Origin of the sequence: Pseudomonas sp. ES1, from assembly GCF_050586605.1 — a bacterium.
GTDB lineage: Bacteria > Pseudomonadota > Gammaproteobacteria > Pseudomonadales > Pseudomonadaceae > Aquipseudomonas > Aquipseudomonas sichuanensis.
Window position 1 is genome coordinate 13,871 of record NZ_JBOBDM010000042.1, and the last position, 26,126, is coordinate 39,996.

Annotated in this window: 26 protein-coding genes; 17 read left to right on the forward strand and 9 right to left on the reverse strand. The window is 64.0% G+C overall.

What is annotated here, in order from left to right:
- The first annotated feature begins 65 nt into the window (after nucleotides 1-65).
- From ACQ4N9_RS17705 to ACQ4N9_RS17735, 7 genes are all read left to right on the forward strand, one after another.
- Complete coding sequence (locus ACQ4N9_RS17705) at nucleotides 66-647, forward strand: alpha/beta hydrolase (RefSeq protein ID WP_390968130.1); 582 nt, start codon at nucleotides 66-68, stop codon at nucleotides 645-647.
- A gap of 63 nt (nucleotides 648-710) precedes the next feature.
- Nucleotides 711-1,658 carry a sigma 54-interacting transcriptional regulator gene (locus tag ACQ4N9_RS17710; RefSeq protein ID WP_390968131.1) on the forward strand — a complete coding sequence of 316 codons (948 nt, stop codon included), beginning with the start codon at nucleotides 711-713 and terminating at the stop codon, nucleotides 1,656-1,658.
- 182 nt (nucleotides 1,659-1,840) lie between these two features.
- Nucleotides 1,841-2,626 (forward strand): MetQ/NlpA family ABC transporter substrate-binding protein, encoded by a 786-nt coding sequence (locus ACQ4N9_RS17715; RefSeq protein WP_125465983.1) that lies wholly within the window; start codon nucleotides 1,841-1,843, stop codon nucleotides 2,624-2,626.
- A gap of 611 nt (nucleotides 2,627-3,237) precedes the next feature.
- Nucleotides 3,238-3,903, forward strand: coding sequence for an amino acid ABC transporter permease (locus tag ACQ4N9_RS17720; protein WP_125860992.1), 666 nt, complete (start codon nucleotides 3,238-3,240; stop codon nucleotides 3,901-3,903).
- Complete coding sequence (locus ACQ4N9_RS17725) at nucleotides 3,884-4,543, forward strand: amino acid ABC transporter permease (protein WP_390968132.1); 660 nt, start codon at nucleotides 3,884-3,886, stop codon at nucleotides 4,541-4,543. Before ACQ4N9_RS17720 ends, ACQ4N9_RS17725 begins: the two co-directional genes overlap by 20 nt.
- On the forward strand, nucleotides 4,540-5,313 hold the full coding sequence (locus ACQ4N9_RS17730; protein WP_390968133.1) for an amino acid ABC transporter ATP-binding protein: 774 nt from the start codon (nucleotides 4,540-4,542) through the stop codon (nucleotides 5,311-5,313). Before ACQ4N9_RS17725 ends, ACQ4N9_RS17730 begins: the two co-directional genes overlap by 4 nt.
- Nucleotides 5,310-6,182: a transporter substrate-binding domain-containing protein gene (locus ACQ4N9_RS17735; protein WP_258705331.1), complete on the forward strand. Its 873-nt coding sequence runs from the start codon at nucleotides 5,310-5,312 to the stop codon at nucleotides 6,180-6,182. The genes ACQ4N9_RS17730 and ACQ4N9_RS17735 overlap by 4 nt, the downstream gene beginning before the upstream one ends.
- 139 nt (nucleotides 6,183-6,321) lie before the next feature.
- Here the strand turns inward: ACQ4N9_RS17735 and ACQ4N9_RS17740 are convergent, their stop codons facing one another.
- Together ACQ4N9_RS17740 and ACQ4N9_RS17745 are read right to left on the reverse strand one after the other, a co-directional pair.
- The gene (locus tag ACQ4N9_RS17740) at nucleotides 6,322-7,140 is read right to left on the reverse strand and encodes an alpha/beta fold hydrolase (protein WP_390968134.1); all 819 of its coding nucleotides are present in this window, start codon (nucleotides 7,138-7,140) and stop codon (nucleotides 6,322-6,324) included.
- Nucleotides 7,141-7,318: 178 nt separating this feature from the next.
- A complete protein-coding gene (locus ACQ4N9_RS17745; protein WP_390968135.1) occupies nucleotides 7,319-9,685 on the reverse strand; it encodes a penicillin acylase family protein in 2,367 nt (788 codons plus the stop codon).
- An 86-nt stretch (nucleotides 9,686-9,771) separates the two neighbouring features.
- Here ACQ4N9_RS17745 and ACQ4N9_RS17750 point away from each other — a divergent pair, with 86 nt between their 5' ends.
- Nucleotides 9,772-10,323, forward strand: coding sequence for a sugar O-acetyltransferase (locus ACQ4N9_RS17750; RefSeq protein ID WP_390968136.1), 552 nt, complete (start codon nucleotides 9,772-9,774; stop codon nucleotides 10,321-10,323).
- Nucleotides 10,324-10,362: 39 nt separating this feature from the next.
- Here the strand turns inward: ACQ4N9_RS17750 and ACQ4N9_RS17755 are convergent, their stop codons facing one another.
- The 3 genes from ACQ4N9_RS17755 to ACQ4N9_RS17765 all read right to left on the reverse strand — a co-directional run bounded on the left by ACQ4N9_RS17755 (nucleotide 10,363) and on the right by ACQ4N9_RS17765 (nucleotide 13,483).
- Nucleotides 10,363-10,638: a bacteriocin immunity protein gene (locus ACQ4N9_RS17755; protein ID WP_390968137.1), complete on the reverse strand. Its 276-nt coding sequence runs from the start codon at nucleotides 10,636-10,638 to the stop codon at nucleotides 10,363-10,365.
- Nucleotides 10,635-12,836 (reverse strand): S-type pyocin domain-containing protein, encoded by a 2,202-nt coding sequence (locus ACQ4N9_RS17760; protein WP_390968138.1) that lies wholly within the window; start codon nucleotides 12,834-12,836, stop codon nucleotides 10,635-10,637. The genes ACQ4N9_RS17755 and ACQ4N9_RS17760 overlap by 4 nt, the downstream gene beginning before the upstream one ends.
- Before the next feature lie 65 nt (nucleotides 12,837-12,901).
- Nucleotides 12,902-13,483 (reverse strand): DUF6436 domain-containing protein, encoded by a 582-nt coding sequence (locus ACQ4N9_RS17765; RefSeq protein WP_390968139.1) that lies wholly within the window; start codon nucleotides 13,481-13,483, stop codon nucleotides 12,902-12,904.
- A gap of 208 nt (nucleotides 13,484-13,691) precedes the next feature.
- Here ACQ4N9_RS17765 and ACQ4N9_RS17770 point away from each other — a divergent pair, with 208 nt between their 5' ends.
- On the forward strand, nucleotides 13,692-14,618 hold the full coding sequence (locus ACQ4N9_RS17770) for an alpha/beta hydrolase (protein WP_390968140.1): 927 nt from the start codon (nucleotides 13,692-13,694) through the stop codon (nucleotides 14,616-14,618).
- Here ACQ4N9_RS17770 and ACQ4N9_RS17775 read toward each other — a convergent pair whose 3' ends face one another.
- Complete coding sequence (locus ACQ4N9_RS17775; protein ID WP_110992100.1) at nucleotides 14,619-15,371, reverse strand: DUF2059 domain-containing protein; 753 nt, start codon at nucleotides 15,369-15,371, stop codon at nucleotides 14,619-14,621.
- Between the two features lie 121 nt (nucleotides 15,372-15,492).
- Here ACQ4N9_RS17775 and ACQ4N9_RS17780 point away from each other — a divergent pair, with 121 nt between their 5' ends.
- Entirely contained in the window at nucleotides 15,493-16,116 is a 624-nt protein-coding gene (locus ACQ4N9_RS17780) for a 2OG-Fe(II) oxygenase (protein WP_390968141.1), read from the forward strand.
- Nucleotides 16,103-16,603 (forward strand): DUF523 domain-containing protein, encoded by a 501-nt coding sequence (locus tag ACQ4N9_RS17785; protein WP_390968142.1) that lies wholly within the window; start codon nucleotides 16,103-16,105, stop codon nucleotides 16,601-16,603. The genes ACQ4N9_RS17780 and ACQ4N9_RS17785 overlap by 14 nt, the downstream gene beginning before the upstream one ends.
- 20 nt (nucleotides 16,604-16,623) lie before the next feature.
- Here the strand turns inward: ACQ4N9_RS17785 and ACQ4N9_RS17790 are convergent, their stop codons facing one another.
- Nucleotides 16,624-17,100 carry a transporter substrate-binding domain-containing protein gene (locus tag ACQ4N9_RS17790; RefSeq protein ID WP_390968143.1) on the reverse strand — a complete coding sequence of 159 codons (477 nt, stop codon included), beginning with the start codon at nucleotides 17,098-17,100 and terminating at the stop codon, nucleotides 16,624-16,626.
- Nucleotides 17,101-17,326: 226 nt separating this feature from the next.
- Between ACQ4N9_RS17790 and ACQ4N9_RS17795 the strand changes: the two genes are divergently transcribed.
- On the forward strand, nucleotides 17,327-17,803 hold the full coding sequence (locus ACQ4N9_RS17795; RefSeq protein ID WP_110992104.1) for a DUF4399 domain-containing protein: 477 nt from the start codon (nucleotides 17,327-17,329) through the stop codon (nucleotides 17,801-17,803).
- Between the two features lie 313 nt (nucleotides 17,804-18,116).
- On the opposite strand, the gene serA is transcribed toward ACQ4N9_RS17795, so the two are convergent.
- A complete protein-coding gene (serA, locus tag ACQ4N9_RS17800) occupies nucleotides 18,117-19,346 on the reverse strand; it encodes a phosphoglycerate dehydrogenase (RefSeq protein ID WP_390968144.1) in 1,230 nt (409 codons plus the stop codon).
- 171 nt (nucleotides 19,347-19,517) lie between these two features.
- Here serA and ACQ4N9_RS17805 point away from each other — a divergent pair, with 171 nt between their 5' ends.
- The 4 genes from ACQ4N9_RS17805 (at nucleotide 19,518) to ACQ4N9_RS17820 (ending at nucleotide 23,680) form a co-directional block, all read left to right on the forward strand.
- Nucleotides 19,518-20,915 (forward strand): FAD-binding oxidoreductase, encoded by a 1,398-nt coding sequence (locus tag ACQ4N9_RS17805; protein ID WP_390968145.1) that lies wholly within the window; start codon nucleotides 19,518-19,520, stop codon nucleotides 20,913-20,915.
- 25 nt (nucleotides 20,916-20,940) lie between these two features.
- Complete coding sequence (locus tag ACQ4N9_RS17810) at nucleotides 20,941-21,606, forward strand: fumarylacetoacetate hydrolase family protein (protein WP_390968146.1); 666 nt, start codon at nucleotides 20,941-20,943, stop codon at nucleotides 21,604-21,606.
- Nucleotides 21,607-21,760: 154 nt separating this feature from the next.
- Nucleotides 21,761-22,687, forward strand: coding sequence for an SdiA-regulated domain-containing protein (locus tag ACQ4N9_RS17815; protein WP_390968147.1), 927 nt, complete (start codon nucleotides 21,761-21,763; stop codon nucleotides 22,685-22,687).
- A gap of 87 nt (nucleotides 22,688-22,774) precedes the next feature.
- The gene (locus ACQ4N9_RS17820; RefSeq protein WP_390968148.1) at nucleotides 22,775-23,680 is read left to right on the forward strand and encodes an SdiA-regulated domain-containing protein; all 906 of its coding nucleotides are present in this window, start codon (nucleotides 22,775-22,777) and stop codon (nucleotides 23,678-23,680) included.
- Between the two features lie 105 nt (nucleotides 23,681-23,785).
- Here ACQ4N9_RS17820 and rpiA read toward each other — a convergent pair whose 3' ends face one another.
- Complete coding sequence (gene rpiA / locus ACQ4N9_RS17825; protein ID WP_110992109.1) at nucleotides 23,786-24,460, reverse strand: ribose-5-phosphate isomerase RpiA; 675 nt, start codon at nucleotides 24,458-24,460, stop codon at nucleotides 23,786-23,788.
- Between the two features lie 135 nt (nucleotides 24,461-24,595).
- On the opposite strand from rpiA, the gene ilvA reads away from it, so the two are divergent.
- The gene (gene ilvA / locus ACQ4N9_RS17830; protein ID WP_390968149.1) at nucleotides 24,596-26,110 is read left to right on the forward strand and encodes a threonine ammonia-lyase, biosynthetic; all 1,515 of its coding nucleotides are present in this window, start codon (nucleotides 24,596-24,598) and stop codon (nucleotides 26,108-26,110) included.
- The last annotated feature ends 16 nt before the right edge of the window (nucleotides 26,111-26,126 follow it).

Here is a 26,126-nt window from a genome sequence, read left to right on the forward strand (position 1 = left end):
CTTTACGGATATAACTGCCTCCTTATACTTGCACCCCAAGCACGCAAACTTTCGGAGGCGTCCCCATGCGCAATGAGTCGATTCGTTACCTGATTGTGCCGGGCTGGCAAGGATCGCCAGACAACCATTGGCAGAGTCACTGGCAGCGCAGCCTGCCCAACAGCGCCCGGGTCGAGCAGCAGGACTGGCTCACCCCGCAGCGGCGCGATTGGGTGCAGGCACTGGAGCAGGCGATCGCCGCCGAAAGCTCGCCGGTGATTCTGATTGCCCACAGCCTGGGTTGCATCACGGTCGCCCACTGGGCCGCCCAGGCCAGCCCGAGCCTGCTGCGGCGGGTGCGTGGCGCGCTGCTGGTGGCGCCGGCCGATGTCGAGCGGCCCAACTGCGCGCCGGCCTTGCGCAACTTTGCGCCGATCCCGTTGCAGGCGCTGCCATTCCCAAGCCAGGTGGTCAGCTCTGACAACGACCCGGCGGTGAGCGTGCCACGGGCCCTGCACCTGGCGCGCGCCTGGGATGCCGAGGTGGGGCTGCTGGCCAATGCCGGGCATATCAACGTCAAGTCCGGCCACGAACGCTGGGAACAGGGCTTCGCCTACCTGTTCCGCCTGCAGGCCCGGATCGACCAGCGTGCGCTGCGGCGCGCCTGATCCGCTGGCTGTTCCACGAATGCCTTGAGCCCTGGCTGCATGCGACCGGGGCGGGAGTTTTCCATGACCTTTCACACCCCTTTCGGCCAGCCATTGCTGACCTTCCCTGAACTGGACAAGAGCCCGCTGAGCATCCGCGCCAAGGCGCTGGTATTCGTCGACCCGCGCTCACAGGCGCTGCGCCAGGCCCTCGAACGCCTGGCACCGCAACCGCTGCCGGTATTGATCCGTGGCGAGACCGGCACCGGCAAGGAGCTGCTGGCGCGGCAGATTCACCGCGCCAGTGACCGCGCGGGGCTGTTCGTCTCGGTCAACTGCGCGGCCATCAGCCCGACCTATGCCGACGCCGAACTGTTCGGTTACAGCGCCGGTAGCCAGGGCGGTACCGCCAGCAGCCGCGCAGGCTGGTTTGGCTCGGCCAACGGCGGCACCTTGTACCTGGACGAGATCGCCGACCTGCCGCTGACGATCCAGGGCAAGTTGCTGGCGGCGCTGGAAAACCGCGAAGTGACCCGCGTCGGTGCAGCCCAGCCGCAGCCGGTGGATGTGCGCCTGGTCGCCGCCTCCAGTATCGACCTGGCCAAGGCGGTGCAGGCCGGGCGTTTCAACGAGCGGCTCTACCATTACCTGCATGAGGGCGAGCTGGAGCTGCCGGCGCTGCGCGAGCGGGTCGGTGACATCCTGCCGTTGGCCGAGTACTTCGTCGGTATCTACAGCGTGCGCCTGGACCGGCCGCTGGCATTGATCAGCGAGGCCGCCCAGCAGGCGCTGGAGGCCCATGCCTGGCCGGGCAATACCCGCGAGCTGGAGAACGTCATCCACTTCGCCCTGCTGGTCAGCGACGGTGAGGAGATCCTCCCCGAGCACCTTGATCTGCCGGACACCACCCCGCTGGCCAGCCTTGCCCGCCAGCTTGGGCAGTTGGGCCGCAGCCGCGAGGCGCAGACCCTCCGGGCCCTGCGACAGCTGCTGAGCGAAAGCCTGGCGCAGCTGGATGAGCCTGCACCCTAGAGCGATGCCTGAAGGCTCATAAGTAAAGGCGTTGATGGCCATTTGTTTTTGGAATAAGCAGCTAAATAAAAGATATTGTTCCGGAATAAAAAATCCCGGTATCGTCCGTTTCACGCCCACCCGAACGGGTGGGCACCTGACGTAGCCATCTGCGATGGCCCAGCTCGATAACAAGGATCACCATGAAAAAGACCCTGCTGACCACCGCCCTGGCCGCCGCCCTTTCGTTTGCAGGCCTGGCCTCTGCCGCCGAGAAACTGGTGGTCGCCGCCACGCCGGTACCCCACGCTGAAATCCTCGAACTGATCAAGCCGACCCTGGCCAAAGAAGGCGTAGACCTGCAGATCAAAGTGTTCACCGACTACGTGCAGCCCAACGTGCAGGTCGACCAGAAGCGCCTGGACGCCAACTACTTCCAGACCCTGCCGTACCTGCAGAACTTCAACGAAGGCAAAGGTACGCACCTGGAGACCGTGATCGGCGTACACGTCGAACCTTTCGGTGGCTACTCGAAGAAGGTCAAGTCCCTGGCCGAGCTGAAGGAAGGCGCCACCGTTGCCATCCCCAACGAAGGCAGCAACAGCGGCCGCGCCCTGCTCCTGCTGCAGAAGGCTGGGCTGATCACCCTGAAAGACCCGAAGAACGCTCTGGCGACCCCGAAAGACATCGCCGAGAACCCGAAGAAGCTCAAGTTCCGCGAGCTGGAATCGGCCATGCTGCCGCGCGTGCTGGACCAGGTCGACCTGGACATGATCAACACCAACTACGCCCTGGAAGCCGGCCTGAACCCGGCCAAAGATGCCCTGGTGATCGAGGGTGCCGACTCGCCGTACGTGAACTTCCTGGTGGCCCGCCCGGACAACAAGGACAGCGAGGCCATCCAGAAACTGGCCAAGGCGCTGACCAGCCCGGAAGTGAAGGCGTTCATCGCCCAGAAGTACCAGGGCGCGGTACTGCCGGCGTTCTGATACGCGGCATCAGCCAAGCCTGAAACGAAAAACGCCGACGCATCTTGCGTCGGCGTTTTTGTTTTTGCCGGGAGCAGCTGTCTTGTGCTGGTTTTCTGGCCTCATCGCCGGCAAGCCGGCTCCCACAGGTACATCGTTTGCCTTGGGGAGAGCGGTACGATCCATGTGGGAGCCGGCTTGCCGGCGATTACCGGCGAAGCCGGTGCCATGCCGCGTGGTGCCTGTATCGCCAACAGTTCAGGGTTGGCCACCCAGCGCCCGGCGCAGGGCCAGCAGCCACAGCAATTGTTCATTCGCAGCAGGTGAGCAGGGGCTGTTCATCGTTCTCGTCCTTGTAAGTTGATGGGCCATGCAAGTCACAGTTTGGAATCTGTTTGAGGTGCGGATCGCGGGAAAGGTCCCAAGTTGAAGTAGGAAATTTCCGAGGGAAACAAGCGGTGATATAGATATGCAATAAAGGTATTTATAAAAATATTTTTATACCTTTAAAGTCTATAAATCGTGCCTACCGGCACAGCGCCACTATGTGTTGAACGACGCCGAGCGACCCTCGTGCCGACCTGGAACCTGCCCATGCCGTACCTCCGTAACCTTGTGTCGAGGCCCTATCCATGAGTTTCGACACCGCCTTCATGCTTAGCACATTGCCGGCGTTCTTCAAGGCGCTGGGGGTGACCTTGCAGGTCGGCTTGATCGCCATCGCCACCTCGATGTTGGTGGCGCTCCTCAACTCGGCCATCCTGGTTTTTCGCACGCCGTACCTGTGGCGCCTGGTGCAGGGCTACGTGGAACTGGCACGCAACACGCCGCTGCTGATCCAGCTGTTCTTCGTCTACTTTGCCCTGCCGAGCGTGGGTGTGAAGATTTCCGGCTTCGCCGCGGCGATCATCACCATGACCTTCATGGGCGGCGCTTACCTCACCGAAGTGCTGCGCGCCGGTGTCGAAGCGGTGCCGCGGGCACAGCTGGAGTCCGGGCGTTCGATCGGCCTGTCCGAAGGCCAGTTGCTGCGCCATGTGATCCTGCCGCAAGCGGGCATCCTCAGCCTGCCGGCACTGTTCGCCAACTTCGTGTTCCTGCTCAAGGAGACCACCGTGGTCTCGGCGGTGGCGGTGCCGGAGATCCTCTACACCACCAAGAACTACATCGCCCTGTACTACAAAACCTACGAGATGCTCGCGGTGCTGACCCTGCTTTGCGTGCTGGTCTTCCTGCCGTTGTCGCTGCTGCTGCGTCGCCTGGAAAGGAGGCTGCAACATGGCCAGTTCGGCATTTGAACTGCTGCAGGTGTCGCTGCCGCAACTGGCTGCCGGCGCCGCGCAGACCGTAGCGATTTCGGCACTGGGCATCGGCTTTGCCACCCTCGGCGGTGTGCTCTACGGCGTGCTGGCCACCCTCGGCAACCGGCTGCTGAACGCGCTGCTGCAGGTTTACCTGGAGCTGTTCCGGGCGATCCCGGTACTGGTCTGGTTGTACCTGGTGTTCTTCGGCTTGCCGATCTTCTTCGGCCTGAGCATCCCCAGCTTCTGGTGCGCGGTGCTGGTACTGGGCCTGTGGGGCGCCAGTGAAGTCGGCGAGGTGGTGCGTGGCGCGCTCGGTTCGCTGCCCCGTGGCCAGCGCGAGGCCGGGCTGTCGATCGGCCTGTCCGGCTGGCAGCTGTACGCCCATGTACTGCTGCCGCAAGCGCTCAAGCGCATGACCCCGCCGACCATCAACATCTATACGCGGATCATCAAGACCAGCTCGCTGGCGGTGCTGATCGGTGTGGTCGAGGTGATCAAGGCCGGCCAGCAGATCATCGAACGCACCTATGAGTCGGCGCTGATCTACGGCGTGCTGTTGCTGTTCTTCTTTTTCGTCTGCTACCCGCTTTCCGCCGCCTCGCGCGTGCTGGAACGCCGCTGGGCCCACTTATGAGCGCATTGATCGAATTCCACGGTTTCAACAAGTTCTTCGGCGAGCAGCAGGTGCTCGCCAACGTCGACCTTAAGGTTCGCGCCGGCGAGGTGGTAGTGATCCTCGGCCCCAGCGGCTGCGGCAAGAGCACTCTGCTGCGCTGCCTCAATGGCCTGGAACAGGCCCACAGCGGCAGCCTGCGCCTGGACGGGCAGGAGCTGCTGACCCCAGGCACCGACTGGCGCCAGGTGCGCCAGCGGGTAGGCATGGTGTTCCAGAGCTACCACCTGTTCGGCCACATGAGCGTGCTGGACAACCTGCTGCTGGGCCCGCTCAAGGTGCAAAAGCGCGAGCGCGCCGAAGCCCAGGCCCAGGCCGAAGCGCTGCTGGCGCGGGTGGGCCTGCTGGACAAGCGCGATGCCTTCCCGCGGCAGCTGTCCGGCGGCCAGCAGCAACGCATCGCCATCGTCCGCTCGCTGTGCATGAACCCGCAGGTGATGCTGTTCGACGAAGTCACCGCAGCCCTCGACCCCGAGATGGTCAAGGAGGTGCTGCAAGTGATCCAGGGCCTGGCCCGGGACGGCATGACCCTGCTCATCGTTACCCACGAAATGGCCTTCGCCCGCGCGGTGGCCGACCGCATTGTGTTCATGGAGGCCGGCAGGATCCTTGAACAGAACCACCCCGAGCGCTTCTTCACCCAACCGCAGACCGCACGCGCGCAGCAGTTCCTGGAGAAATTCTCTTTCGTCGAAAGCCTGCCCAAGACACTGCACAAGGAACTGTCATGAACACCGCACCCTTTGCCAAACTGCTCGCTCCACTGCTTGGCCTGGCCCTGCTGGCCGGCTGCAACAAGGCCGATGAGCCGGCCAAGCCCGCTGCCGCCTCGCCCGCCACCAGCTACCTGGAAACCATCAAGGCCCGCGACAAGCTGATCGTCGGCGTGTTCACCGACAAGCCGCCGTTCGGCTTCGTCGATGAGAGCGGCCGCTACGTCGGCTTCGACACCGACATCGGCCGGCGTTTCGCCAAGGACTTGCTGGGCGACGAGAACAAGGTCGAGTTCGTCGCCGTCGAGCCCGCCAGCCGCATCCCCTTCCTGCAGAGCGACAAGGTCGACCTGATCCTCGCCAACATGACGGTCACCCCCGAGCGCAAAGAGGCGGTGGACTTCACCAACCCCAACCTGCGCGTGGCCGTGCAGGCCATCGTTGCCGACGGCAGCCCGGTGCAGAAGCTCGACGAGCTGGCCGACAAGACCATCATCGTCACCACCGGCACCACCGCCGACATCTGGCTGACCAAGAACCACCCGGACTGGAAGCTGCTCAAGTTCGAGAAGAACAGCGAGTCGCTGGCCGCCCTGGCCAATGGCCGTGGCGATGCCTATGCCCAGGACAACCTGATCCTGTTCAGCTGGGCCAAACAGAACCCGGGCTACCGTGTGCTGCCGCAACTGCTGGGCGAGGAAGCACCGATCGCCCCGGCGGTGAAGAAGGGCAATGCCGAGCTGCGCGACTGGGTGAATGCCGAGCTGGCCAAGCTGGGTGAGGAGAAGTTCTTGCTCAAGCTGTATGACCAGTACGTGCGCAAAGAGCTGAGCGACGACACCAAGCCCGAGAGCGTGATTGTCGAAGGGGGCAAGTGGCAGGGTTGATTTTCTGGTCTTGGGGCCGCTCTGCGGCCCAATCGCCGGCAAGCCGGCTCCCACATGGTCAGTGCCAGCCTCAAGCCATGCGCCTCACCTGTGGGAGCCGGCTTGCCGGCGAAAGGGCTGCGCAGCAGCCCCAGCGATATCAGCCGTTGCGCGGCAACCAGTTCAACAGGAAATCATTCACCACCCCCGGGTTCTCCAGGCTGGAGATGTGCCCGGCAAAGGGTATCTGCGCCGCCAGGCAGCCAATCAACCGCGCCATCTCGTTCGACTCCGCGGGCGGCCTGGGAATGTCCTGATCACCGCAGATCACGATGGTCCGATCCGCAGGCAGCTCGCCGAGGCGCGCCAGCAGATCCGGCCGCCCGAAGATCACCCGCCCCATCGGGTCCAGGCTTTCGCGGATGGCCTGGGCGCTGCTTGCCTTCAACCCCGCGCGGAACTGCTCGCGCACCTCAGGCACGGTTTCCCCGCCGGCATGGAAGAAGATCGGCACCACGATATCCAGCAGTGGGTCGGGGAAGGTGCCGGCGGCGCTGGCGGCATCCAGCAAACCGAAGTACTTCAGCCGGGTGGCCTCCGGCTCCGCCCCCAGGTAGGTATCCAGCAGCACCAGGCGATCGACCCGTTCCGGGTGTTCGATGGCCAGCTGCGCGCCCCACATGCCGCCGACCGACAGGCCGACCAGGTGGCACTTGGCGATATCCAGCGCGTCGAGCAGGGCCAGATGCTGGCGGCTCAAGGCGCTCATGTCGGTGGTGGTGGCCGGTGGCGCGGCGGAATCGCCGTGGCCCCACAGCTCGGGCACGATGACCCGGAAGTGCTTCGCCAGCGCGTCGATCTGCGGTTGCCACATGGCGGCCGACCACAGGTAGCTATGGCCGAGCAGGACGGGGAAGCCCTGGCCCTGGTCGACGTAGCTCATGCGCGCGCCGTCGATTTCGATGAAGTGTTTTTGCATGGGTTATCTCATGAATGGGGATAGCAAACTTGGACATCGTGACAAGGCCCTGTGGGAGCGGCGGTTCGCCGCTGCGATTTACCCGCGAACAAGGGCGAAGCCCTTGCCATGCCTTGCAGATCGAGCAGGCTGCTTCGCGGGTAAACCCGCTCCCACAGGGGCAAGGTTTTCACGATGGTCATCGCTCGGGCACCAACCGCAACGTGCTCTGCGCCGGGATCACCCCCATGCGCGCCTTGTGGTAGCGCCCCTCGATGTAATCCTCTGCCTGGTCGCCATAGTGCTTGTCGAACGGCACGCCGCTTTGCCCGACCGGGTTGATGGTCAAGGCCGCGCCGGCGTCGGCGAAGTCGATCACCCGCCGGGTGGAGGGGCCATAGGTGACCGGCCAGGGCGCCGGGCCGATCTTCGCCGACAGGTTGTTCGGCACCTCGTGGGTGCCCGGGGCGGCGAAGGGGCCAACGTTGAACAGCAGGTTCAGCGGCTTTTTCACTCCCAGCGGGTGGTTGTGGGTAAGGGTGTGGGCCTTGCCCCATTGCCAGCTGGCCGGGTCCTTGCCGAAGGTCTCGCCCAGGTGCTTGAGGCTGCGCTGCCAGGCCAGCCGCACGATGGCGCGGCGGTCGGTGTGTTCATTGCCGCCGCGCAGGTTCCACCAGGGTGAGGCTGGGTCGGCGGCCAGCCGCGGCAGGGCCGCGTCGATGGCACGGGTGCTGATCAGGATCGGGAACCAGGTATCGCCCAGCTCGTCATGCAGCGCGGCGAAAGCCAGTTCGTAGAGGAACTGGTTGAACAGCGTGGCGCTGGTGGAGTCCAGTGGGTAGTCGCCGCGCCAGGCGGCCAGCTGCTCCACCAGCTCTTTCTCTTCGTCCCCTTGGGCCACGCTGCGCAAGGTGCCCAGCAGCGGCGCCAGGGTGCGTGGGCCGTAGTCGCTGCTGGTGTCCAGCTGCAGGGCCTGGCTGTTCTGGGTGTCCCACTTGATGTCCGGGTTGTTCAAGTGGCGGTCCAGTTGGCGGCCGCGGTCGGCCAGGTTGTAGTAGCCGGGCACCGGCACCACCGCCGGTGGCTGGTAATTGGCCGAGACGATGTAGCCGCTGGCCGGGTTCTCCTGCTGCGGGTTGACGCTGAACGGGTAGAAGCCGGGCTTGTCGGCCTGGCCGCTGCTGCCGTCGAGGATAAACGCCGGGTTCACCCCGTCCGGGCGGATCGGCAGGCGCGCCGCCGCCCACCAGCCGATATCGCCCCGGGCGTTGGCCCAGACCAGGTTCAGCCCTGGCGCCTGCACCTTGGCTGCCGCTTCGCGCATCTTGCCCAGGGTGTCGGCGCGGTTGATCTGGTAGAAGCCTTCGAGGATCGGGTTATCGGTTTCCAGGAACGCCCACCACATGGCGATGGGCGCAGCGCCGGCGCTGTTGCCCAGCACCGTGTTGACGATCGGGCCGTGAGGCGAGCGGCGCAGGGTGAGGGGCACCGGCTGCTCGCCTTTGACGGCGATTTGCTGCTCGGTTTTTTCCAGGGGCTGCCAGCGGCCATCGACCATCACCTGCTCGGGGTTGGCCGGGTTGGTCTTTTCGGCGATCAGGTCGACGTCGTCGTTCTGGAACATGGTCAGGCTCCAGCCGAAGTCGCGGCTGTGGCCAAGCAGGGCGAACGGGTTGAGCGCCTGGAAGTAGCCGTACAGGTTGAAGCCCGGCGCTGACAGCTCGGCCTCGTACCACACCGCCGGCACCGCGAAGCTGATGTGCGGGTCGCCTGCCAGCAACGGGCGGCCGCTGCGGGTGCGGCTGCCGGCCACGGCCCAGGCGTTGCTGCCTTCGAACTGGGGGATGCCGGTCTCAATCAGGGCCTCGTGGCTGAGCCGTGCCAGCTGCTCCAGGCTGCGCCAGTCGGCGGCGGCCAGCGGCGTGGCGATGGCACCGTCGGGCTGCCAGTCGAGGTCGAAGATCTTCAGGTAATCGGCGCCGAGCTGGTCGCGGATATAGGTGAGCGCGGGCTCGGTGCGAAAGGCCGCAGCGAAGCTGTAGGCCAGGTAGCCGGCGATGCTCAGGGTGTCCTCGGCGGTGAATGGGCGCGGGGTGATGCCGAGCAGGTCGAACTCAATCGGCTTGGGATGGCTGGCCTGCCACTGGTTCACGCCATCGAGGTAGGCCTGCAAGGCTATCCAGGCCGGGGCCTGGCGGTCCTGGCGCTGCACCATCAGCGCGGCCTGCTCGCGGATGCGCAGGCTGCGGAACAGGGTGTCGGTGGGCAGCAATTTGTCGCCCAGCACCTCGGCCAGCTCGCCGCGGGCCAGGCGGCGCATGATCTCCATCTGGAACAGGCGGTCCTGGGCGTGCACGTAGCCCAGGGCACGGTACAGGTCATGCTCGTTCTGCGCCTGCAGGTGCGGTACGCCGCGTGCGTCATAACGGGCGGTGACCGGTGCTTGCAGCCCGGCAAGGGCCAGTTCGCCCTCGCGCTGGGGCTGCTTGCCCTGCACATACCAGTAACCGGTGCCGGCAGCGGCCACGGCAATCACCACGGCCAGCAGGGTCAGGCTGCGCTTCATCGAGACTCCTTGTGCACTCGAGCGAAAAATGTGGTCCGATCATCGGCGGATTCGCGCACTGAGCATAGCCCCAACAAGGAGTTTCCATGTCCCTCAGCGAAAAACAGAAAATGCTGCAAGGCCAGCTCTACCACGCTGGCTGCCCGGAACTTCAGGCCGAGCAGATCGCCAACAAGCACTGGATGCACCGCTACAACGCCAGCGTCGAGCTGCTCAACGAAGCCCGCCACGGGTTGCTGGTCGAGCACTTCGGCAGCGTCGGCGACGGTGTTGTGATCCGCCCGCCGTTCTATTGCGACTACGGCTACAACCTCAGTGTTGGCGCCAATACCTTCATGAACTTCAACTGCGTGATCCTCGACGTGCTGCCGGTGCGCATCGGCGCCGACTGCCAGATCGGCCCGGCGGTGCAGATCTACACCGCCGACCACCCACTCGACCCTGATCTGCGCCGCAGCGGCCTGGAAAGCGGGCGGCCGGTGACCATTGGCGACAACGTATGGATCGGCGGCGGGGCGATCATCCTGCCGGGGGTGAGCATTGGCGATAACGCCGTGGTCGGCGCCGGCAGCGTGGTCACCCGCGATGTGCCGGCGGGGGCGGTGGTGGTGGGTAACCCGGCGCGGGTGCGGGGCTGAAGCCAAAAAGCCCTGCGGTGTTGGCCGCAGGGCTTTGGGTCAGTCAGGTTTGAAGCCGGGTTTGCCGTTGGCTGCGCGCCATTCTTTGACGCGGTTGACGACGCCCTGTGGGCTGTCATCTGCACCCTCGCCGGGGTAGTAGATCAGGTCAGAGCCAATAGGGTTTTCGATGATTTCTTCGAATTTACAAACCAGATCATCTTGATATTGACCAAATGCCTTTCCATTGAGGCCAGAGCGGTTTTCGAAGAACTCTCCAATGAACGCTAGGAACTCGGCTTCTGTAAAATCTTCAAGTCGACTCTTGTTGATCATTCCTCACTCCTTTTGCTGTGGTGAGCGATGTGTTGATGAGGTGTCATGATGGTGATGTTATCCATGTCATATACCGCGCCACCTCTGGCTACTTCGGCAATGTGATGGAGCTCGAATGTACCTCGCTTCCCCGCACGTTCGGCTGCGGGAACATGGGGCGCGCTGCCTTCTTCCACTCTCTGTTGATTACTCAAGGTGAAGTGCTGTCTGAACTCTGGATCGGCCCCTACCTCCCTCCAAAACGCCTCCCGCAGCCTATCGAAACTACTGAACCTGCGACCCCTCAACTTATCCGCAATCCTTGCAGGAATCGGCGCGCCTTCTGGTGTGACTGCGGCCTCAAGAAAGCGATCCGGCGTCACCTGCCCGTTACCGCTGGCCACCCCGGCAATCTGCCGTGGGTCGCGGAACATCACGTAGATCGGCGCCATCCCCGCGTCGACCGGGAAGACGATCACGTAGTCGTCGGGCTGCTCATCCGGCAGGGCAGGGAAGGTGCGGATGTCGAGCTCGGGCGGTACCTGAATGAGGCCGTCGGTGTGCTTGCGCAGGTCCTCGACGATAGGCAGGCCTGGAATATGGCTGCCTGTCTCCGGGTCATAGCTGCTCAGCGTGCTGGGCGGTGTGGCCGGGTGCCAGAGCAGGGTGGCGCCGCCCGGGCCTTCGGCGGTGAAGCGATAGGCGCCTTGGTCGCTGTCCCATTCGGCCTGGCGTACCCGCACGTCGCGCTGCACGCTGCTGCCATCGGTAGCGGCCAGGTACACCACGGTCTCTGTGCCCGTGGGTACTGCGTTCATGCGTAGCGGCAGCTCCAGGGTCTGGCCGGCAAGACGGTTGGCGTCCAGTGTCTGGTCCGCGTCTGGGGTCAGCCAGGCCAGCGGTACGCTCACGCCCATGCGCTCGCCATTGCCCAGGCGCGTCGAGTAGAGCATCAACGGCGCGTAACGTGCGGCTGCCGCGACACCCTGGGCCAGCACATGGGTGGCGAGCCTTTGCAGCGCTTCGCCGAAGGCTTCCCACACTGGTTCAAAGTGCGCCACTGCGCCGCGCGAGCTGGCCAGTACCAAGGCGTGGCGGGTGCTGGAGGTCCAGGCCTCGAAGGTGACGGGCGTGTTGCTTGGCGTCTGTCCGTTGAGCATGGACAGGTGCATCTGCTCATCGAACGCGGCGTTGATGGCCTGCTGCGCCATCGCGCTCAGCCGGTTGGCGGCGTCGTGCTCAGCCGGCCAGGTGCTGCGGTGTGTGTCGCTCTCACGGATCAACTGGTCCTTGAGCGCCAGCAGTTCCAGCCTGCGTCCGTATGGCGTCGTTGGCCTCTCGGACATGAATGTGGAGTCGATGTCCTTGATTTCGATCTCAAGCGCTTGGGCGTTTCGCGGCGCTTCAACGATGCATTTATGCAGCTTTTCCCTGCACTGGGTCAGGTCAGAGGTCTCCCGCTCCAACTCACGGGCATGCACCATTGCGGTTTCTGCCACGATGTCGTCACGCTGGCGGTGCTGGAGCTTGGCCAGCAGCCTTTCGATTGAAACGGACGTGAGTTCCAGTTCGCGCTTGTTGTTGAAGAACCGGGAGAGGTTCTGTTCGATCTTGTGGATCTGGCGGTCCACCTGGTCGCGTTGTCGTGCCTTGAGCCTGGCGGTGGATAGCTTGGGGGCCAGGTCGGCGCGACGGCGGTGCAGCTGCGCGATCTGGTTCTCCAGGCGCATGGCCTCGTAGGCGGCACGATAAGCGCCAAGCCAGGCCTGGCGCGGTTCTGAAGAGGTCTTATGGCGCCGCGCCGCAGCGAGGAAAGCGTCGAAGCTGCGACGTACAGGATCACCGCGGTAAAAGCTGTTGGCTTGCTGGCGCGCTTGCTGCAGCTTTGCCTGGTAACTCGCCGTGACTTGCTCGACAGCCGAGATCTGGCGTTCGATAGCAGCGGTTTCGCTCAGCCCGGACAGCGGCCCGGCATGGGCCGCGATGGCCTTGTCGAGTTGCTCGTCCTGGGTGGCCAGCAGGCGTGCATGTTCGGTGTGGACCTGCTGCTTGTCCAAGTCGAACTGTTTGACCAGGTGGAACGTCAGATGGCCTGGGCGGAACGTCGATACCAGGTTTGTCGGATGGACAGTTGGATGCCTCCCGGAACTCGCTCGCGGCGAACGGTATTCCTCTTCGAGAACTTCAACGATTTGGGTGGGTTTGATTTCGATGGGCATACAGTGCTCCTTGTGCTGTATGCCGCTACGCTAGAGATCCTCCCGGGTTGCTCTGCGGTAGATGATTATCGATGGCTGTCCATCTGCCAGGGGCAATAGCACCCTATTGCCAGGGTGTTGGAGGCTTGCACAGCCCGGCCCTCCATGAGTGCCTTGAGTACAGGTTCGATGAAGCTGTTGCTCGAATTGCACACCGCGCCTTCGCTGTAGGGGCCGAAGTAGGCCAGGTCGCCGTTGCGGTCCCAGATCGCCACGGCGGGGGTGGCCGGCAGCTGTTCGCTGCCGGGTAGCTCGGCCAGGGGTTTGAGCGCAGCGAGGTTGGCGGGTAGCTGGCCGTGGCTGCCGGGCCGTTGCACCACGTGGAAGCTGACCCCCTGCGGGGCAAAGTGTTCGACCAGTTCGCCCAGGTGCTGCTGGTTGCCGACGTTGCACGGGCAGGCCGGGTCCCAGAAGTGCACCACGCGGATCGGGCCGGGCCCGGCCAGTTCGGGCGGCAGGCGCAGCTGGCTGCCGTCGAACAGTGTGGCCTGGTTGTCGAAGGGGCGCAGGTAGCGGGCCTGGAAGCTGTCGTAGGCCCACCACAGGGCGGCGGCGCAGAGCAGGGCGGCGAGGGCGCCGAGCAATGACTTGGAATTTGGGATGGGCATGGGCTGTCTGCAGCGCTTATGAGCAACGCATGCCGCCTGTGGGAGCGGGTTTACCCGCGAATGCGGCAGTGGCAGCACCAGTGCATTCGCGGGTAAACCCGCTCCCACAAGGGAGGCATGCCGCCCGTTGAATGGTGTTGCAGCTTGCCATGACATCAAGCAGACCTGAATATCCCAGATCAATACTCGCCTCGTTGTGGATGTACCGATGCCTGCCGCTTTCCAGCCCGACCTGTTGCGCGCCAGCCTGGCGCCGCTTGCCGAACGTCAACCGCTGTCCGCTCAAGCCCGCGACTACCAGCGCTTCTACGGCCTGGACCTGGGCGTGCCGAGCTGGCTTGGCGGCTTTTGCGCGGCGGGGTTCGAGCTGGTCGGCCAGGCCTGGCTGCCCGCCCAGCCGGTGGCGACGCTGTTCCTGCTGCACGGCTACTACGACCACATGGGCCTGTACCGGCATGTCATCGCGTGGGCATTGGCGCAGGGCTATGTGGTGATCAGCTGTGACCTGCCAGGGCATGGGCTGTCCAGCGGCGAGCGGGCCAGCATCGATGACTTCGCCCTCTACCAGCAGGCCCTCGACGCGCTGTTCGAGCAGGCGCGCCAGCTCGAGCTGCCGCACCCCTGGCACCTGTGCGGGCAAAGCACGGGCGGTGCGATCGTGGTCGATCACCTGTTGCATTGCGCCGGGCAGAGCCCGGCCGATGGTGAGGTGATCTTGCTGGCACCACTGGTGCGCCCGCGCGCCTGGGGCTGGTCGAAGCTGAGCTACCGGGTGCTGCGCCACTTCGTCAACGGCATCGAGCGACGCTTCAGCGAGAACACCAACGACCCGGCGTTCCTGCCGTTCCTGGAGGCCGACCCGCTACAGCCACGGCGCCTGCCGACCGCCTGGGTCGGGGCATTGATGAAATGGGTAAGGCGCATCGAGGCCGCGCCGCAGAGCGCGCGGCGGCCATTGATCGTGCAGGGGGAGGCGGATGCCACGGTGGATTGGCCGTACAACCTCAAGGTGCTCAAGGCCAAGTTCGCCGAGCCGCAGATCCTGATGCTGCCCGAGGCCCGGCACCACCTGGCCAACGAGCTGCCGGGCATCCGCCAGCGCTACTTCGACTTCATTGGCCAGCGCCTGGGCTGATCAGTTCAGGTCGTTGGCGTTCTGGCCCACGGCGAGGGCGGCGCGCACCGCGCTTACCGCTGCTTTGTAGTAGGCCTGGCCGTCCGGCGACTCGGCGAAGGTGGAGAACTGTTCCAGCTCGGCGTCCGACAGGTCGCGATAGACATACAGCAGGGTGTTGTCGAGGTCTTCGCCGACCTGGTTCATCAGGCGCTGGCGTTGGCCGTCGAGCAGGCTCTGCGTCTGACCGCCACCGAACAGGCCGGGGATCATCGAGCTTAGGCTGTCGGCGGCCACTCCGGCGATGGCCAGGCTGACTTCCGCGCCGGCCTCGCGCGCGGGCAGCGCCTGCGCCAGGTGGCCGATGATCAGCTGACGATTGTCGCTGGCCTGGATCTTCGGCAGGCCCTTGGCGTTCTTGGCCAACTGGTCCTTGCGCGTGGCCAGCAGCTCGGCGGCCACCACCTTGCGCCCCAGCGGCGACTGGAAGAAGGCCAGGGCCGGTGCCGGGTTCTTGAGGGTGCTGCGCAACTGCGCCTGGGCGCGGCGGTCCATGGCCTGGGCCTGGAAGCGCTGGTTGCTGTTGTTGACCAGCGCCTGGTAAACCGCAGGCGGCAAGCTGTTGCGGTAGCGCTGCTGGGCGGCGCTCACGGCATCGTTGAAATGGGCGCGCTGGTCGGGCCAGCCGGCGGCCTTGTACAGCTGATCGAGGTTGTCTGCCCAGACAGGCATGGTGCAGATCATCAGCAGAAGCAGGGAAAACAGACGGCGCATTCAGGACTCCTGTCGTCAGGCCGCCATTGTCCTTGGCATGGCGGGGCTTTGTCGAGTCGCCAGGGGCGCTTCCTGACCAAGTGGCGCTGTGCGCGGGCAGGCCGAATGGCTATGATGCGCCATGCACAATCCTTGCGAACATCCCATGCTGTCGGCAATCGTCGACGACCTGGCCACCCGTGGCTGGTCGCAGCAAACCCTCTTTCTACCCGACGGGCTGTCGCGTCAGCTCGCGCTCGAGTGCCGGCGCCGTTATGCCGAAGGCGAACTCAACCCTGCCGGGGTGGGGCGCGGCGCCGCGCAGGAAGTGCGCGAGGCGATCCGTGGCGACCAGATCCAGTGGATCGACCCTGGTGAATCCGAGGCCTGCGACCAATACCTGGGGGCCATGGACAGCCTGCGCCAGGCCATCAACCAGGGGTTGTTCCTCGGGCTCGAGGATTTCGAGTGCCACTTTGCCCTGTACCCGCCGGGGGCCTTCTACCGCCGCCATCTGGATCGCTTTCGCGACGACGACCGGCGTACCGTCTCTGCCGTGTTCTATCTCAATGAAGGCTGGCAGCCGGACGATGGCGGGCAGTTGCGCATGTTCCTCGACGGCGATGTCGAGCATGACGTGCAGCCGATCGCCGGCAGCCTGGTGGTGTTCCTTTCTGGCGCCATTCCCCATGAAGTCCTCCCGGCCGGGCGCGAGCGCCTGTCGCTGACGGGCTGGTTCCGCCGCCGTGGCAATGACCCGTTCTGAGTTGCCGAAAGTCCTGGTCAGCGCCTGCCTGCTGGGCCAGCCGGTGCGCTACGACGGGCGTGCCAGCGGCCACCCCGACCTGCTGCAGCGCTGGCAGGCCGAGGGCCGAGTAGTACCGCTGTGTCCGGAAGTGGCCGGCGGCCTGCCGACACCCCGCCCTGCAGCGGAGATCCCGGGCGGGCAGGGTGGCCAGGTGCTGGATGGGCAGGCCCAGGTGCGCACGGCCAACGGCGAGGATGTCAGCGCGGCGTTCATGGCCGGAGCGCAGCGGGCGTTGGAGCTGGTGCGCCGGCATGGCATCCGAGTGGCGGTGCTCAAGTCCGGCAGCCCATCGTGCGGTAACCGGCAGACCTACGACGGCACTTTCACCGGGGTGAAAGTAGCGGGCGAGGGCGTTACCACGGCGTTGTTGCGGCGTGAAGGGGTGCAGGTGTTCAGCGAGCTGGAGTTGAGCGAGGCCGAACGGGCGCTGGCAAGCCTGTTGTAGGCGCCAGCGTCAGCAGGGGCTCACTTCTGCGCTTGGCTCTGCAGCCATTTCTGTTCAAGCGCTGCCAGCCGGCCATCGCTCTCGATCCGCTTCAGGGCATTGTTCACGGCGCTTTCGAAGGCCGGGTTGCCTTTCTGGAAGGGGATCACCAGGTGCGGGGTACTGAATGGCTGGCTGGTTACCAGTTCAGGGTCCAGTGCCTGTTCGGGTTGAGGCTTGTTGAAGGCGATGTCGTACTTGCCGCTGACGACACCCGGCAAAACATCTTCAGCCGTGGCTTCCACGAACTCGGCACGCACATCCAGCTCTTTGGCCAGGGCCTGGCCCAGCTCGATTTCGAAGCCGGTCAGGTGCTGGTCTTCTTTAAGCACATAGGGCGGCGTGTCGCTCAACACGGCAATGCGCAGTTCGCCACGGTCGTTGATTTCGTCGATCAGTTCGGCCTGGGCCAGTGGGCAGAACAGTACTGCCAGCAGTACGCCAATGGTCAAACGCATGAAAGCCCCTTATTTGTATGGCAGATGAATGTCATTCGCCGCAGCTTGTTCCTCGCCCGGTCGAACGCAGCCTATGACCCCAGGACCTGGGTAATGTTTAACGCCACTGCAACTATTTCTGTAGCGTTTTTCTGAACCTTCGCCGGCGCAGATGAACTATGGTGAATTACCGCTTTGCTTCGTTTTAGTGATAGCGGTCAATTGAAGTGAATGAAAGGAGATGTGAATGAAAAGCCTATTTTCGCGTGCTGCCGTTGCCGGGCTGTTGATGGGGGCGTCGGTATTCGCCAGTGCCGCGGATGCACTGAAGAGTGAGCAGCCACCGGAAGGCGCCAAGGTCTTCATCGTTTCCCCCGCCGACGGCGCCACGGTCGACAAGACCTTCACCGTCAAGTTCGGCATCGAGGGTATTGCCCTCAAGCCTGCCGGTGACCAGACCGCGCACAGCGGCCATCACCACCTGCTGGTGGATGTCGACAAGGCGCCGGTGGCTGACATGCCGCTGCCGACCAGCCTGATGCCCGAGAACAATGCCCCGTTGCCGGCCGGCCCGCAGGTGCTGCACTTCGGCAAGGCGCAGACCGAGGCGACCATTACCCTCACCCCGGGCAAGCACACCCTGCAACTGGTGCTGGGCGACAAGTACCACGTGCCGTTCAAGCCGAGCGTCGAGTCGCAGAAGATTACCGTCAACGTCAAGTAAGGCCGGCGCGGGCCCTGTAGGAGTAACTGTCTTGCACTGCCTGCGTTTAACTCAGCCCCCACAGTTACAACGTTTGGTGTCAAAGCGGCGCGCATCCTGTGGGAGCGGGTTTACCCGCGAACACCGGCAGAGCCGGTGCCATCCAACGCGCCGCCTGCTTCGCGGGTAAATCGCAGCGGCGAACCGCCGCTCCCACACAATTGGATTTGCAAGGCCGCTCCTACAAAGACAGTCGCGTCCACAGGATCGAATGCAAATCGCCAATAAAAAAGGGAGGCCACCAGGGCCTCCCTTTTTCATGCAGCCAGCAAACTTAGAACAGTACGCGCGAGCGGATAGTGCCTTTGACGTGCTGCAGTTTTTCCTGGGCCAGGTCCGAGTACTCGGCGTCGACGTCGATAACCACGTAACCGACTTTCTCGTCGGTCTGCAGGAACTGACCGGAGATGTTGATACCGTTTTCGGCGAACACTTTGTTGATTTCGCTGAGCACGCCCGGGATGTTCTCGTGGATGTGCAGCAAGCGGTGCTTGCCTGGGTGCGCCGGCAGGGCCACTTCAGGGAAGTTGACCGACGACACGGAAGTACCGTTGTCGCTGTACTTGACCAGCTTCTCGGCCACTTCCAGGCCGATGTTGGCCTGGGCTTCGGCGGTGGAACCACCGATGTGCGGGGTCAGGATCACGTTGTCCAGGCCACGCAGCGGGCTTTCGAACTCTTCATCGTTGGAGCGCGGCTCGACCGGGAACACGTCGATGGCGGCGCCGATCAGGTGCTTGTCCTTGATCGCGGCGGCCAGGTGATCCAGCTCGACCACGGTGCCACGGGCGGCGTTGATCAGGATCGAACCCTTCTTCATCGCGCGGATTTCCTTCTCGCCGATCATCCACTGGGTGGATGGCAGCTCGGGAACGTGCAGCGAGACGATGTCGGCCAGGCCCAGCAGTTCGTTCAGGCTGGTGATCTGGGTGGCGTTGCCCAGCGGCAGCTTGGTCAGCGGGTCGTAGAAGTAGACCTGCATGCCCAGGCTCTCGGCCAGTACCGACAGTTGGGTGCCGATCGAGCCGTAGCCGACGATGCCCAGCTTCTTGCCACGGATCTCGAAGGAGTTGGCCGCGCTCTTGATCCAGCCGCCACGGTGGCAGGAAGCGTTCTTCTCAGGGATGCCGCGCAGCAGCAGGATGGCTTCGGCCAGCACCAGTTCGGCGACCGAACGGGTGTTGGAGTAGGGTGCGTTGAACACCGCGATGCCGCGCTCGCGGGCTGCGCCCAGGTCGACCTGGTTGGTGCCGATGCAGAAACAGCCGACCGCGACCAGTTTCTTCGCGCAGTCAAAGACCTCTTCGGTCAGTTGGGTGCGCGAGCGGATGCCAATGAAGTGGGCATCGGCGATCTTTTCCTTCAGCTCTGCGTCCGGCAGCGAGCCGGTGAGGTACTCGATGTTGCTGTACCCGGCAGCCTTGAGGATATCCACCGCATTCTGGTGGACGCCTTCAAGAAGAAGGAACCTGATCTTGCTCTTGTCGAGAGAAGTCTTGCTCATCTGCGTAAACCTGTATCCCGGAGAAAAATGGCGAGGGGGGTTGAAGCGGCGCGGCGTCGGCCTTAGCACGAACAACGGGAGGGCTATGCTAGCATACGCGACTCAATCTGAGCTTATCCCGACAGGTGAAGAGTACTCAGGGTGACTATGAATAAGTCGAGGGTTCCAGTGATGACCCAGCCTGCATTGATTGAAGAGCTGATGACCCTGGTCGACCCAGGCAAGGTGCTTACCGACCCGGCCTCGCTCGACGCCTATGGCAAGGACTGGACCAAGCATTACCCGCCCGCGCCGAGCGCCATCGTTTTCCCCAAGACCACCGAGCAAGTGCAGGCCATCGTCGCCTGGGCCAACCGGCACAAGGTCGCCCTGGTGCCGTCAGGCGGGCGCACTGGCCTGTCGGGTGCCGCGGTCGCGGCCAACGGCGAAGTGGTGGTGGCCTTCGACAACATGAACCAGATCCTCGCCTTCAATGAGTTCGACCGCACCGTGGTCTGCCAGCCGGGCGTGATTACCCGCCAGTTGCAGCAGTTCGCCGAGGACCAGGGCCTGTACTACCCGGTGGATTTCGCCTCCAGCGGCTCCAGCCAGATCGGCGGCAATATCGGCACCAACGCCGGCGGCATCAAGGTCATTCGCTACGGCATGACCCGCAACTGGGTCGCCGGGCTGAAGGTGGTCACCGGCAAGGGCGAACTGCTCGAGCTCAATAAAGACCTGATCAAGAACGCCACCGGCTACGACCTGCGCCAGCTGTTCATCGGCGCCGAAGGCACGCTGGGCTTTGTGGTCGAGGCAACCATGCGTCTGGACCGCGCGCCGCGCAACCTCACGGCGATGGTGCTGGGCACGCCGGATTTCGATGCGATCATGCCGGTGCTGCACGCCTTCCAGGGCAAGCTGGACCTCACCGCGTTCGAGTTTTTCTCCGATAAAGGCCTGGCCAAGATCATGGGCCGTGGCGATGTGCCCGCGCCCTTCGCGACGGACTGCCCGTTCTATGCCTTGCTGGAGTTCGAAGCTAGCACCGAGCAGGTGGCCAACGAAGCGCTCGCCACCTTCGAGCACTGCGTCGAGCAGGGCTGGGTACTGGACGGGGTGATGAGCCAGAGCGAGACGCAGCTGAAGAACCTGTGGAAGCTGCGCGAATACCTGTCCGAGACCATCTCCCACTGGACCCCGTACAAGAACGACATCTCGGTCACCGTGTCGAAGGTGCCGGCGTTCCTGCGCGATATCGATGCCATCGTCGCCGAGCACTACCCGGATTACGAAGTGGTCTGGTACGGCCACATCGGCGACGGCAACCTGCACCTGAACATTCTCAAGCCCGAGCACATGAGCAAGGACGACTTCTTCGCCTCGTGCACCAAGGTCAACAAGTGGGTGTTCGAGATCGTCCAGCGCTACCAAGGCTCGATCTCCGCCGAGCACGGCGTGGGCATGACCAAGCGTGATTACCTGGGCTACAGCCGCTCGCCGGATGAAATTGCCTGCATGAAGGCGATCAAGGCGGTGTTCGACCCGAACGGCATCATGAATCCGGGTAAGATCTTCGCTCCCGAATAAAAAGCAGTGTTCACAGGAGTCGGCCATGAGTTACCAGCACCAGTACGTAGACGGCACGCGCATCCACTTCCCGCTGGGCAAGGTGGTGTGCATCGGTCGCAACTACGCCGAACATGCCAAGGAACTGGACAACCCAATCCCCAGCGAGCCGCTGCTGTTCATCAAGCCGGGCAGTTGCGTGGTGCCGCTGGAGGGCGGTTTCAAGATCCCGACCGAGCGCGGTTCGGTGCACTACGAGGCGGAAATCGCCGTGTTGCTGGGCAAGTCGCTGTCGCCCCACCCAACCGAAGAGGAAGTGCTCGACGCCATTTCCGGCTTCGCCCCGGCGCTGGACCTGACCCTGCGCGACCTGCAGGCCAAGTTGAAGGAAAAGGGCCTGCCGTGGGAGCTGTGCAAGAGTTTCGACGGCGCTTGTGTGCTGCCGCCGTTCGTTTCGGCGGGTACCTTCGAGGACCTCAGCGACATCGGCATCCGCCTGACCATCAATGGCGAAGTGCGCCAGGACGGCAACAGCGCGCTGATGCTCAACCCGATCGTGCCGATGATCCAGCACATGGCGGCGAACTTCTCGCTGCAGGCGGGCGACGTGATTCTCACCGGCACCCCGGCGGGCGTGGGGCCGTTCAATGTCGGTGACGAGCTGGTCCTGGAACTTCCGGGCGTCAGCCGGTTCGAAGGCCGCGTGCTCTGACTGCGTAGGCGCGACGGCAGCCCTGCTGCCGTCGTGTGGCCATCACCTGATGGCGTTTGTCGTTTTTTTCACAAACGATCCGGATAATGCGCAGTTTCGTGTTCATTTGCCGACGTTAAGGAAGACATTACGGCTCATCATCAGGACCCCGCCAATGGCTATCCCGTCCACCGCTCCTGTTCCGCCCACCCGTAAACGTCACGCGCTGCTGCGTTGGCCGGCCTGGCTCGCTGCCCTGGCGTTGATCGGCTATGGCCTGGCCGTGGCCATGCACTGGGATGACCGAGGGCTGCTGTGGATAAAGGAACGCTTCGAGACCCAGGCCGAACGCCAGGAAAGCATCTGGCTGCCGGACTATGTGGTGGACATCGACGCCAAACCGCTACCGGGCATGGAGCGGGACGAGGCCTCTGACCTGGCGTACAGCCCGCACACCCGCACCCTGTTCGCGGTGATGGGCAAGCACCCCTTCCTGGTCGAGTTGACGCTTGAAGGCGATGTGCTGCGCAAGATGCCGCTGGTAGGTTGGTCGAACCCGGAAGGCGTAGCGGTGCTGGAGGATGGCCAGATCGCCATCGTCGATGAGCGCAACCATGACCTGACCCTGGTCAAGGTGGACGCCAGTACCACGTCGCTGAACCGCGCCGACTTCCACAGTTACAACCTGGGCGATGAAGGTAAAGGCAACAAGGGCTTCGAAGCGGTGGTCTGGGACTCGATGCGCCAGCGCCTGGTGATTGGCGAGGAGCGGCCGCCGCAGCTGTACATCTGGAGCACCGATGGGCGCAGCCCGCTGAAGGGCGACAAGCAGCCGCTGGCCAGTGACGAACTCGACCTGCGCAACCTCTCGGCGCTGGGTGTCGACCCCCGCACCGGCCACCTGCTGGTGCTGTCGGCGGACTCCAACATGCTGCTTGAACTCGACGAAAAGGGTGAGCAGGTCAGCTTCATGACCCTGCTCGGCGGTTTCAATGGCCTCAAGGACCGCATCCCCCGGGCAGAGGGCGTGGCCATGGACGAGCAGGGCAACCTGTATTTTGTCAGCGAGCCCAACTTGTTCTATCGCTTCAAGAAGCACTGACGCGCTCAGGGGAGCACTACGCTGGCATTAAGCTTTGCTTCAGTTGGTCGTGGTTAGATTCGTGCTCATTTTGCCGAGTTTGCCCCCATGCGCCTTAGCCGCCGTCTGATTTGTGCTGTCACCGCCTCTGTTCTGCTGCTTTTCGCCGGCGTGGCAGGGCACGAGTTCCGCCTGTTCGAGCGCGGCTGGTTCAACCTCAAGACCTGGTGGCAGCCCGCGCAACAGAGCATGGGCCTGGACCGTTACCAGGTGGTGCTCGAGGCCCAGCCTGTCGCCGGGCTGGACGACGATATCTCGGCGCTGACCTACGATCCCGACCGCAAGAGCCTGTTCACCGTTACCAATGCCAAGTCCGAGCTGATCGAGTTGTCGCTGGACGGGCGCATCCTGCGCCGAATTCCGCTGACCGGCTTCGGCGACCCCGAAGCGGTGGAGTATGTAGGCCCCAGCACCTATGTGATCACCGATGAGCGCCAGCAGCGCTTGATCCGTGTGCGCCTGGATGACGACACCCTGTTCCTCGATGCCAACGACGCCGAGCAGCTCAGCCTGGGGATCGGCCTCAATGGCAACAAGGGCTTCGAGGGGCTGGCCTATGACTCGGCAGGCAAGCGCCTGTTCGTGGCCAAGGAGCGGGACCCGATGGTGATCTACGAGGTGCATGGCTTTCCCCATGACAACCCCGACAAACCCTACGCCGTGCATGTGGTGCAGGACCGCAAGCGTGACCGGCGGTTGTTCGTGAGGGATCTGTCGAGCCTGCAGTACGACGAACGCAGTGGGCATCTGCTGGCGCTGTCGGACGAGTCGCGGCTGGTGCTGGAACTGGACGTGAAGGGCAGGCCGCTGAGCACGATGTCATTGCGCAAAGGCTTCCAGGGCTTGCAGCAGACCGTGCCGCAGGCAGAGGGGATCGCCATGGATGACGCCGGGACCCTTTACCTGGTCAGTGAGCCGAACCTGTTCTATGTGTTCAAGCAGCCGGCCAACTGAATGCCTAGAAGGCCTCATCGCCGGCAAGCCGGCTCCCACAGGGTTCGTAGCGGCCTTTGTGGGAGCTGGCTTGCCAGCGATTCGAGGGCATGGCCCTCGCGAGGTTTACTCAGCCTTGAGGGTTTTCACGCCTTCAGCGGTACCCAGCAACAGCACATCCGCCGGGCGCGCCGCGAACAGGCCGTTGGTGACCACGCCGACAATGGCGTTGATCTGGCTTTCCAGCGCCACCGGGTCGGTGATCTGCAGGTTGTGCACATCGAGGATGACGTTGCCGTTGTCGGTAAGCACGCCCTCGCGGTACACCGGGTCGCCGCCCAGCTTGACCAGCTGGCGCGCCACATGGCTGCGGGCCATGGGGATGACTTCGACCGGCAGCGGGAAGGCGCCCAGTACCGGTACCAGCTTGCTGGCGTCGGCGATGCAGATGAAGGTCTTGGCCACGGCCGCAACGATCTTCTCGCGGGTCAGGGCCGCGCCGCCGCCCTTGATCAGGTTGAGGTGGGCGTCGCTTTCGTCGGCGCCATCCACGTAGAACTCCAGCTCGCTGACGCTGTTCAGCTCATAGACCGGGATGCCATGGCCCTTCAGGCGCTGCGCGGTGGCCTCGGAGCTGGCGACGGCGCCGTCGAAGGCGGTCTTGTGCTGGGCCAGGGCATCGATGAAGAAGTTGGCGGTAGAGCCGGTGCCGACACCGACGACGCTCTTTTCATCAAGCTTCGGCAGGATGAGGTCGACGGCGGCCTGGGCAACGGCCTGTTTGAGTTGGTCCTGGGTCATGCGGGCTCCGGGAGGGGCTGGGCGGAAATCGAAAGGGGCCTAGTATAACGGCTCGCGCGGCTTTGCTGTGGTCGCCCGACGTAGCGCTGCGGTAGACTCCCAGGCCTTGTCCCGCGGCCCAGTGATGCTTTCCCGATGCTCGAACAGTACGTCAAGAAGATCCTCACCTCGCGCGTCTACGACGTTGCCGTCGAAACCCCGCTGCACAGCGCCGGCCAGCTGAGCAAGCGGCTAGGAAACACGGTGCTGCTCAAGCGCGAAGACCTGCAGCCGGTGTTCTCGTTCAAGATCCGTGGGGCGTACAACAAGCTGGCGCAGCTGAGCGCGGAGGAGCTGGCCCGTGGCGTGGTTACCGCGTCGGCCGGCAACCACGCCCAGGGCGTGGCCCTGGCCGCCCGTGAGCTGGGCATCAAGGCCACCATCGTGATGCCCAAGACCACCCCGGAGATCAAGATCGAAGGCGTGCGTTCGCGCGGCGGCAAAGTGGTGCTGCATGGCGACTCCTTTCCCGAGGCGCTGGCCTATTCGCTGAAGCTGGTCGACGAGAAGGGCTTCGTCTATATCCACCCCTATGACGACCCGCACACCATCGCCGGCCAAGGCACGGTGGCCATGGAGATCCTGCGCCAGCACCCGGGCCGGCTTGACGCGATCTTCGTCCCGGTCGGCGGCGGCGGCCTGATCGCCGGCATCGCCGCCTACGTGAAGTACCTGCGCCCGGAGATCAAGGTGATCGGCGTCGAGCCGGACGATTCCAACTGCCTGCAGGCCGCCATGGCTGCCGGCGAACGCGTGGTGCTGCCGCAGGTCGGGCTGTTTGCCGACGGCGTGGCGGTGGCGCAGATCGGCCAGCACACCTTCGACATCTGCCGTCATCATGTGGATGAAGTGATTACCGTCAGCACCGATGAGATCTGTGCGGCAATCAAGGATATCTACGACGATACCCGCTCGATCACCGAACCTGCCGGCGCACTGGGCGTGGCCGGGATCAAAAAGTACGTCGAACTCAAGGGCGTGACCGGGCAGACCCTGGTGGCCATCGACTCCGGCGCCAACGTCAATTTCGACCGCCTGCGCCACGTCGCCGAGCGCGCCGAACTGGGCGAGAAGCGCGAGGCGATCATTGCCGTGACCATCCCCGAGCGCCCGGGCAGCTTCAAGGCCTTCTGCGAGGCCATCGGCAAGCGCCAGATCACCGAGTTCAACTACCGCAAGCACACCTCGGACGAGGCGCACATCTTCGTTGGCGTGCAGACCCATCCGGACACCGACCCGCGTGCGGCACTGGTGCAGCAGTTGACCGAGCAAGGCTTCCCGGTCATCGACCTGACCGACAACGAGCTGGCCAAGCTGCATATTCGCCACATGGTCGGCGGCCACTCGGCCGGGGCCAGCGATGAGATCGTGCTGCGTTTCGAATTCCCCGAACGGCCGGGTGCACTGTTCAACTTCCTCAACAAGCTGGGCGGGCGCTGGAACATCTCGATGTTCCACTACCGCAACCACGGCGCCGCCGATGGCCGCGTGGTGGCGGGGCTGCAGGTGCCGGAAGACGAGCGTCACCTGGTGCCGGAGGCGCTGGCCAAGATTGGCTACCCGTATTGGGACGAGACCGAGAACCCGGCTTACCGGCTGTTTTTGGGGTAACTGGCTAAGCTGGGCG

Coding starts and splice junctions, on each gene's coding strand:
- ACQ4N9_RS17790 (WP_390968143.1), bottom strand. CDS start 17,100: ATGCGTTTGACCATTGGCGTACTGCTGGCAGTACTGTTCTGCCCACTG.
- ACQ4N9_RS17810 (WP_390968146.1), top strand. CDS start 20,941: ATGAGTTACCAGCACCAGTACGTAGACGGCACGCGCATCCACTTCCCG.
- ACQ4N9_RS17820 (WP_390968148.1), top strand. CDS start 22,775: ATGCGCCTTAGCCGCCGTCTGATTTGTGCTGTCACCGCCTCTGTTCTG.
- ACQ4N9_RS17705 (WP_390968130.1), top strand. CDS start 66: ATGCGCAATGAGTCGATTCGTTACCTGATTGTGCCGGGCTGGCAAGGA.
- ACQ4N9_RS17720 (WP_125860992.1), top strand. CDS start 3,238: ATGAGTTTCGACACCGCCTTCATGCTTAGCACATTGCCGGCGTTCTTC.
- ACQ4N9_RS17750 (WP_390968136.1), top strand. CDS start 9,772: ATGTCCCTCAGCGAAAAACAGAAAATGCTGCAAGGCCAGCTCTACCAC.
- ACQ4N9_RS17770 (WP_390968140.1), top strand. CDS start 13,692: ATGCCTGCCGCTTTCCAGCCCGACCTGTTGCGCGCCAGCCTGGCGCCG.
- ACQ4N9_RS17740 (WP_390968134.1), bottom strand. CDS start 7,140: ATGCAAAAACACTTCATCGAAATCGACGGCGCGCGCATGAGCTACGTC.
- serA (WP_390968144.1), bottom strand. CDS start 19,346: ATGAGCAAGACTTCTCTCGACAAGAGCAAGATCAGGTTCCTTCTTCTT.
- ACQ4N9_RS17805 (WP_390968145.1), top strand. CDS start 19,518: ATGACCCAGCCTGCATTGATTGAAGAGCTGATGACCCTGGTCGACCCA.
- ACQ4N9_RS17715 (WP_125465983.1), top strand. CDS start 1,841: ATGAAAAAGACCCTGCTGACCACCGCCCTGGCCGCCGCCCTTTCGTTT.
- ACQ4N9_RS17815 (WP_390968147.1), top strand. CDS start 21,761: ATGGCTATCCCGTCCACCGCTCCTGTTCCGCCCACCCGTAAACGTCAC.
- ACQ4N9_RS17775 (WP_110992100.1), bottom strand. CDS start 15,371: ATGCGCCGTCTGTTTTCCCTGCTTCTGCTGATGATCTGCACCATGCCT.
- ACQ4N9_RS17760 (WP_390968138.1), bottom strand. CDS start 12,836: ATGCCCATCGAAATCAAACCCACCCAAATCGTTGAAGTTCTCGAAGAG.
- ACQ4N9_RS17780 (WP_390968141.1), top strand. CDS start 15,493: ATGCACAATCCTTGCGAACATCCCATGCTGTCGGCAATCGTCGACGAC.
- ACQ4N9_RS17735 (WP_258705331.1), top strand. CDS start 5,310: ATGAACACCGCACCCTTTGCCAAACTGCTCGCTCCACTGCTTGGCCTG.
- ACQ4N9_RS17765 (WP_390968139.1), bottom strand. CDS start 13,483: ATGCCCATCCCAAATTCCAAGTCATTGCTCGGCGCCCTCGCCGCCCTG.
- ACQ4N9_RS17795 (WP_110992104.1), top strand. CDS start 17,327: ATGAAAAGCCTATTTTCGCGTGCTGCCGTTGCCGGGCTGTTGATGGGG.
- ACQ4N9_RS17745 (WP_390968135.1), bottom strand. CDS start 9,685: ATGAAGCGCAGCCTGACCCTGCTGGCCGTGGTGATTGCCGTGGCCGCT.
- ilvA (WP_390968149.1), top strand. CDS start 24,596: ATGCTCGAACAGTACGTCAAGAAGATCCTCACCTCGCGCGTCTACGAC.
- ACQ4N9_RS17710 (WP_390968131.1), top strand. CDS start 711: ATGACCTTTCACACCCCTTTCGGCCAGCCATTGCTGACCTTCCCTGAA.
- ACQ4N9_RS17725 (WP_390968132.1), top strand. CDS start 3,884: ATGGCCAGTTCGGCATTTGAACTGCTGCAGGTGTCGCTGCCGCAACTG.
- rpiA (WP_110992109.1), bottom strand. CDS start 24,460: ATGACCCAGGACCAACTCAAACAGGCCGTTGCCCAGGCCGCCGTCGAC.
- ACQ4N9_RS17730 (WP_390968133.1), top strand. CDS start 4,540: ATGAGCGCATTGATCGAATTCCACGGTTTCAACAAGTTCTTCGGCGAG.
- ACQ4N9_RS17785 (WP_390968142.1), top strand. CDS start 16,103: ATGACCCGTTCTGAGTTGCCGAAAGTCCTGGTCAGCGCCTGCCTGCTG.
- ACQ4N9_RS17755 (WP_390968137.1), bottom strand. CDS start 10,638: ATGATCAACAAGAGTCGACTTGAAGATTTTACAGAAGCCGAGTTCCTA.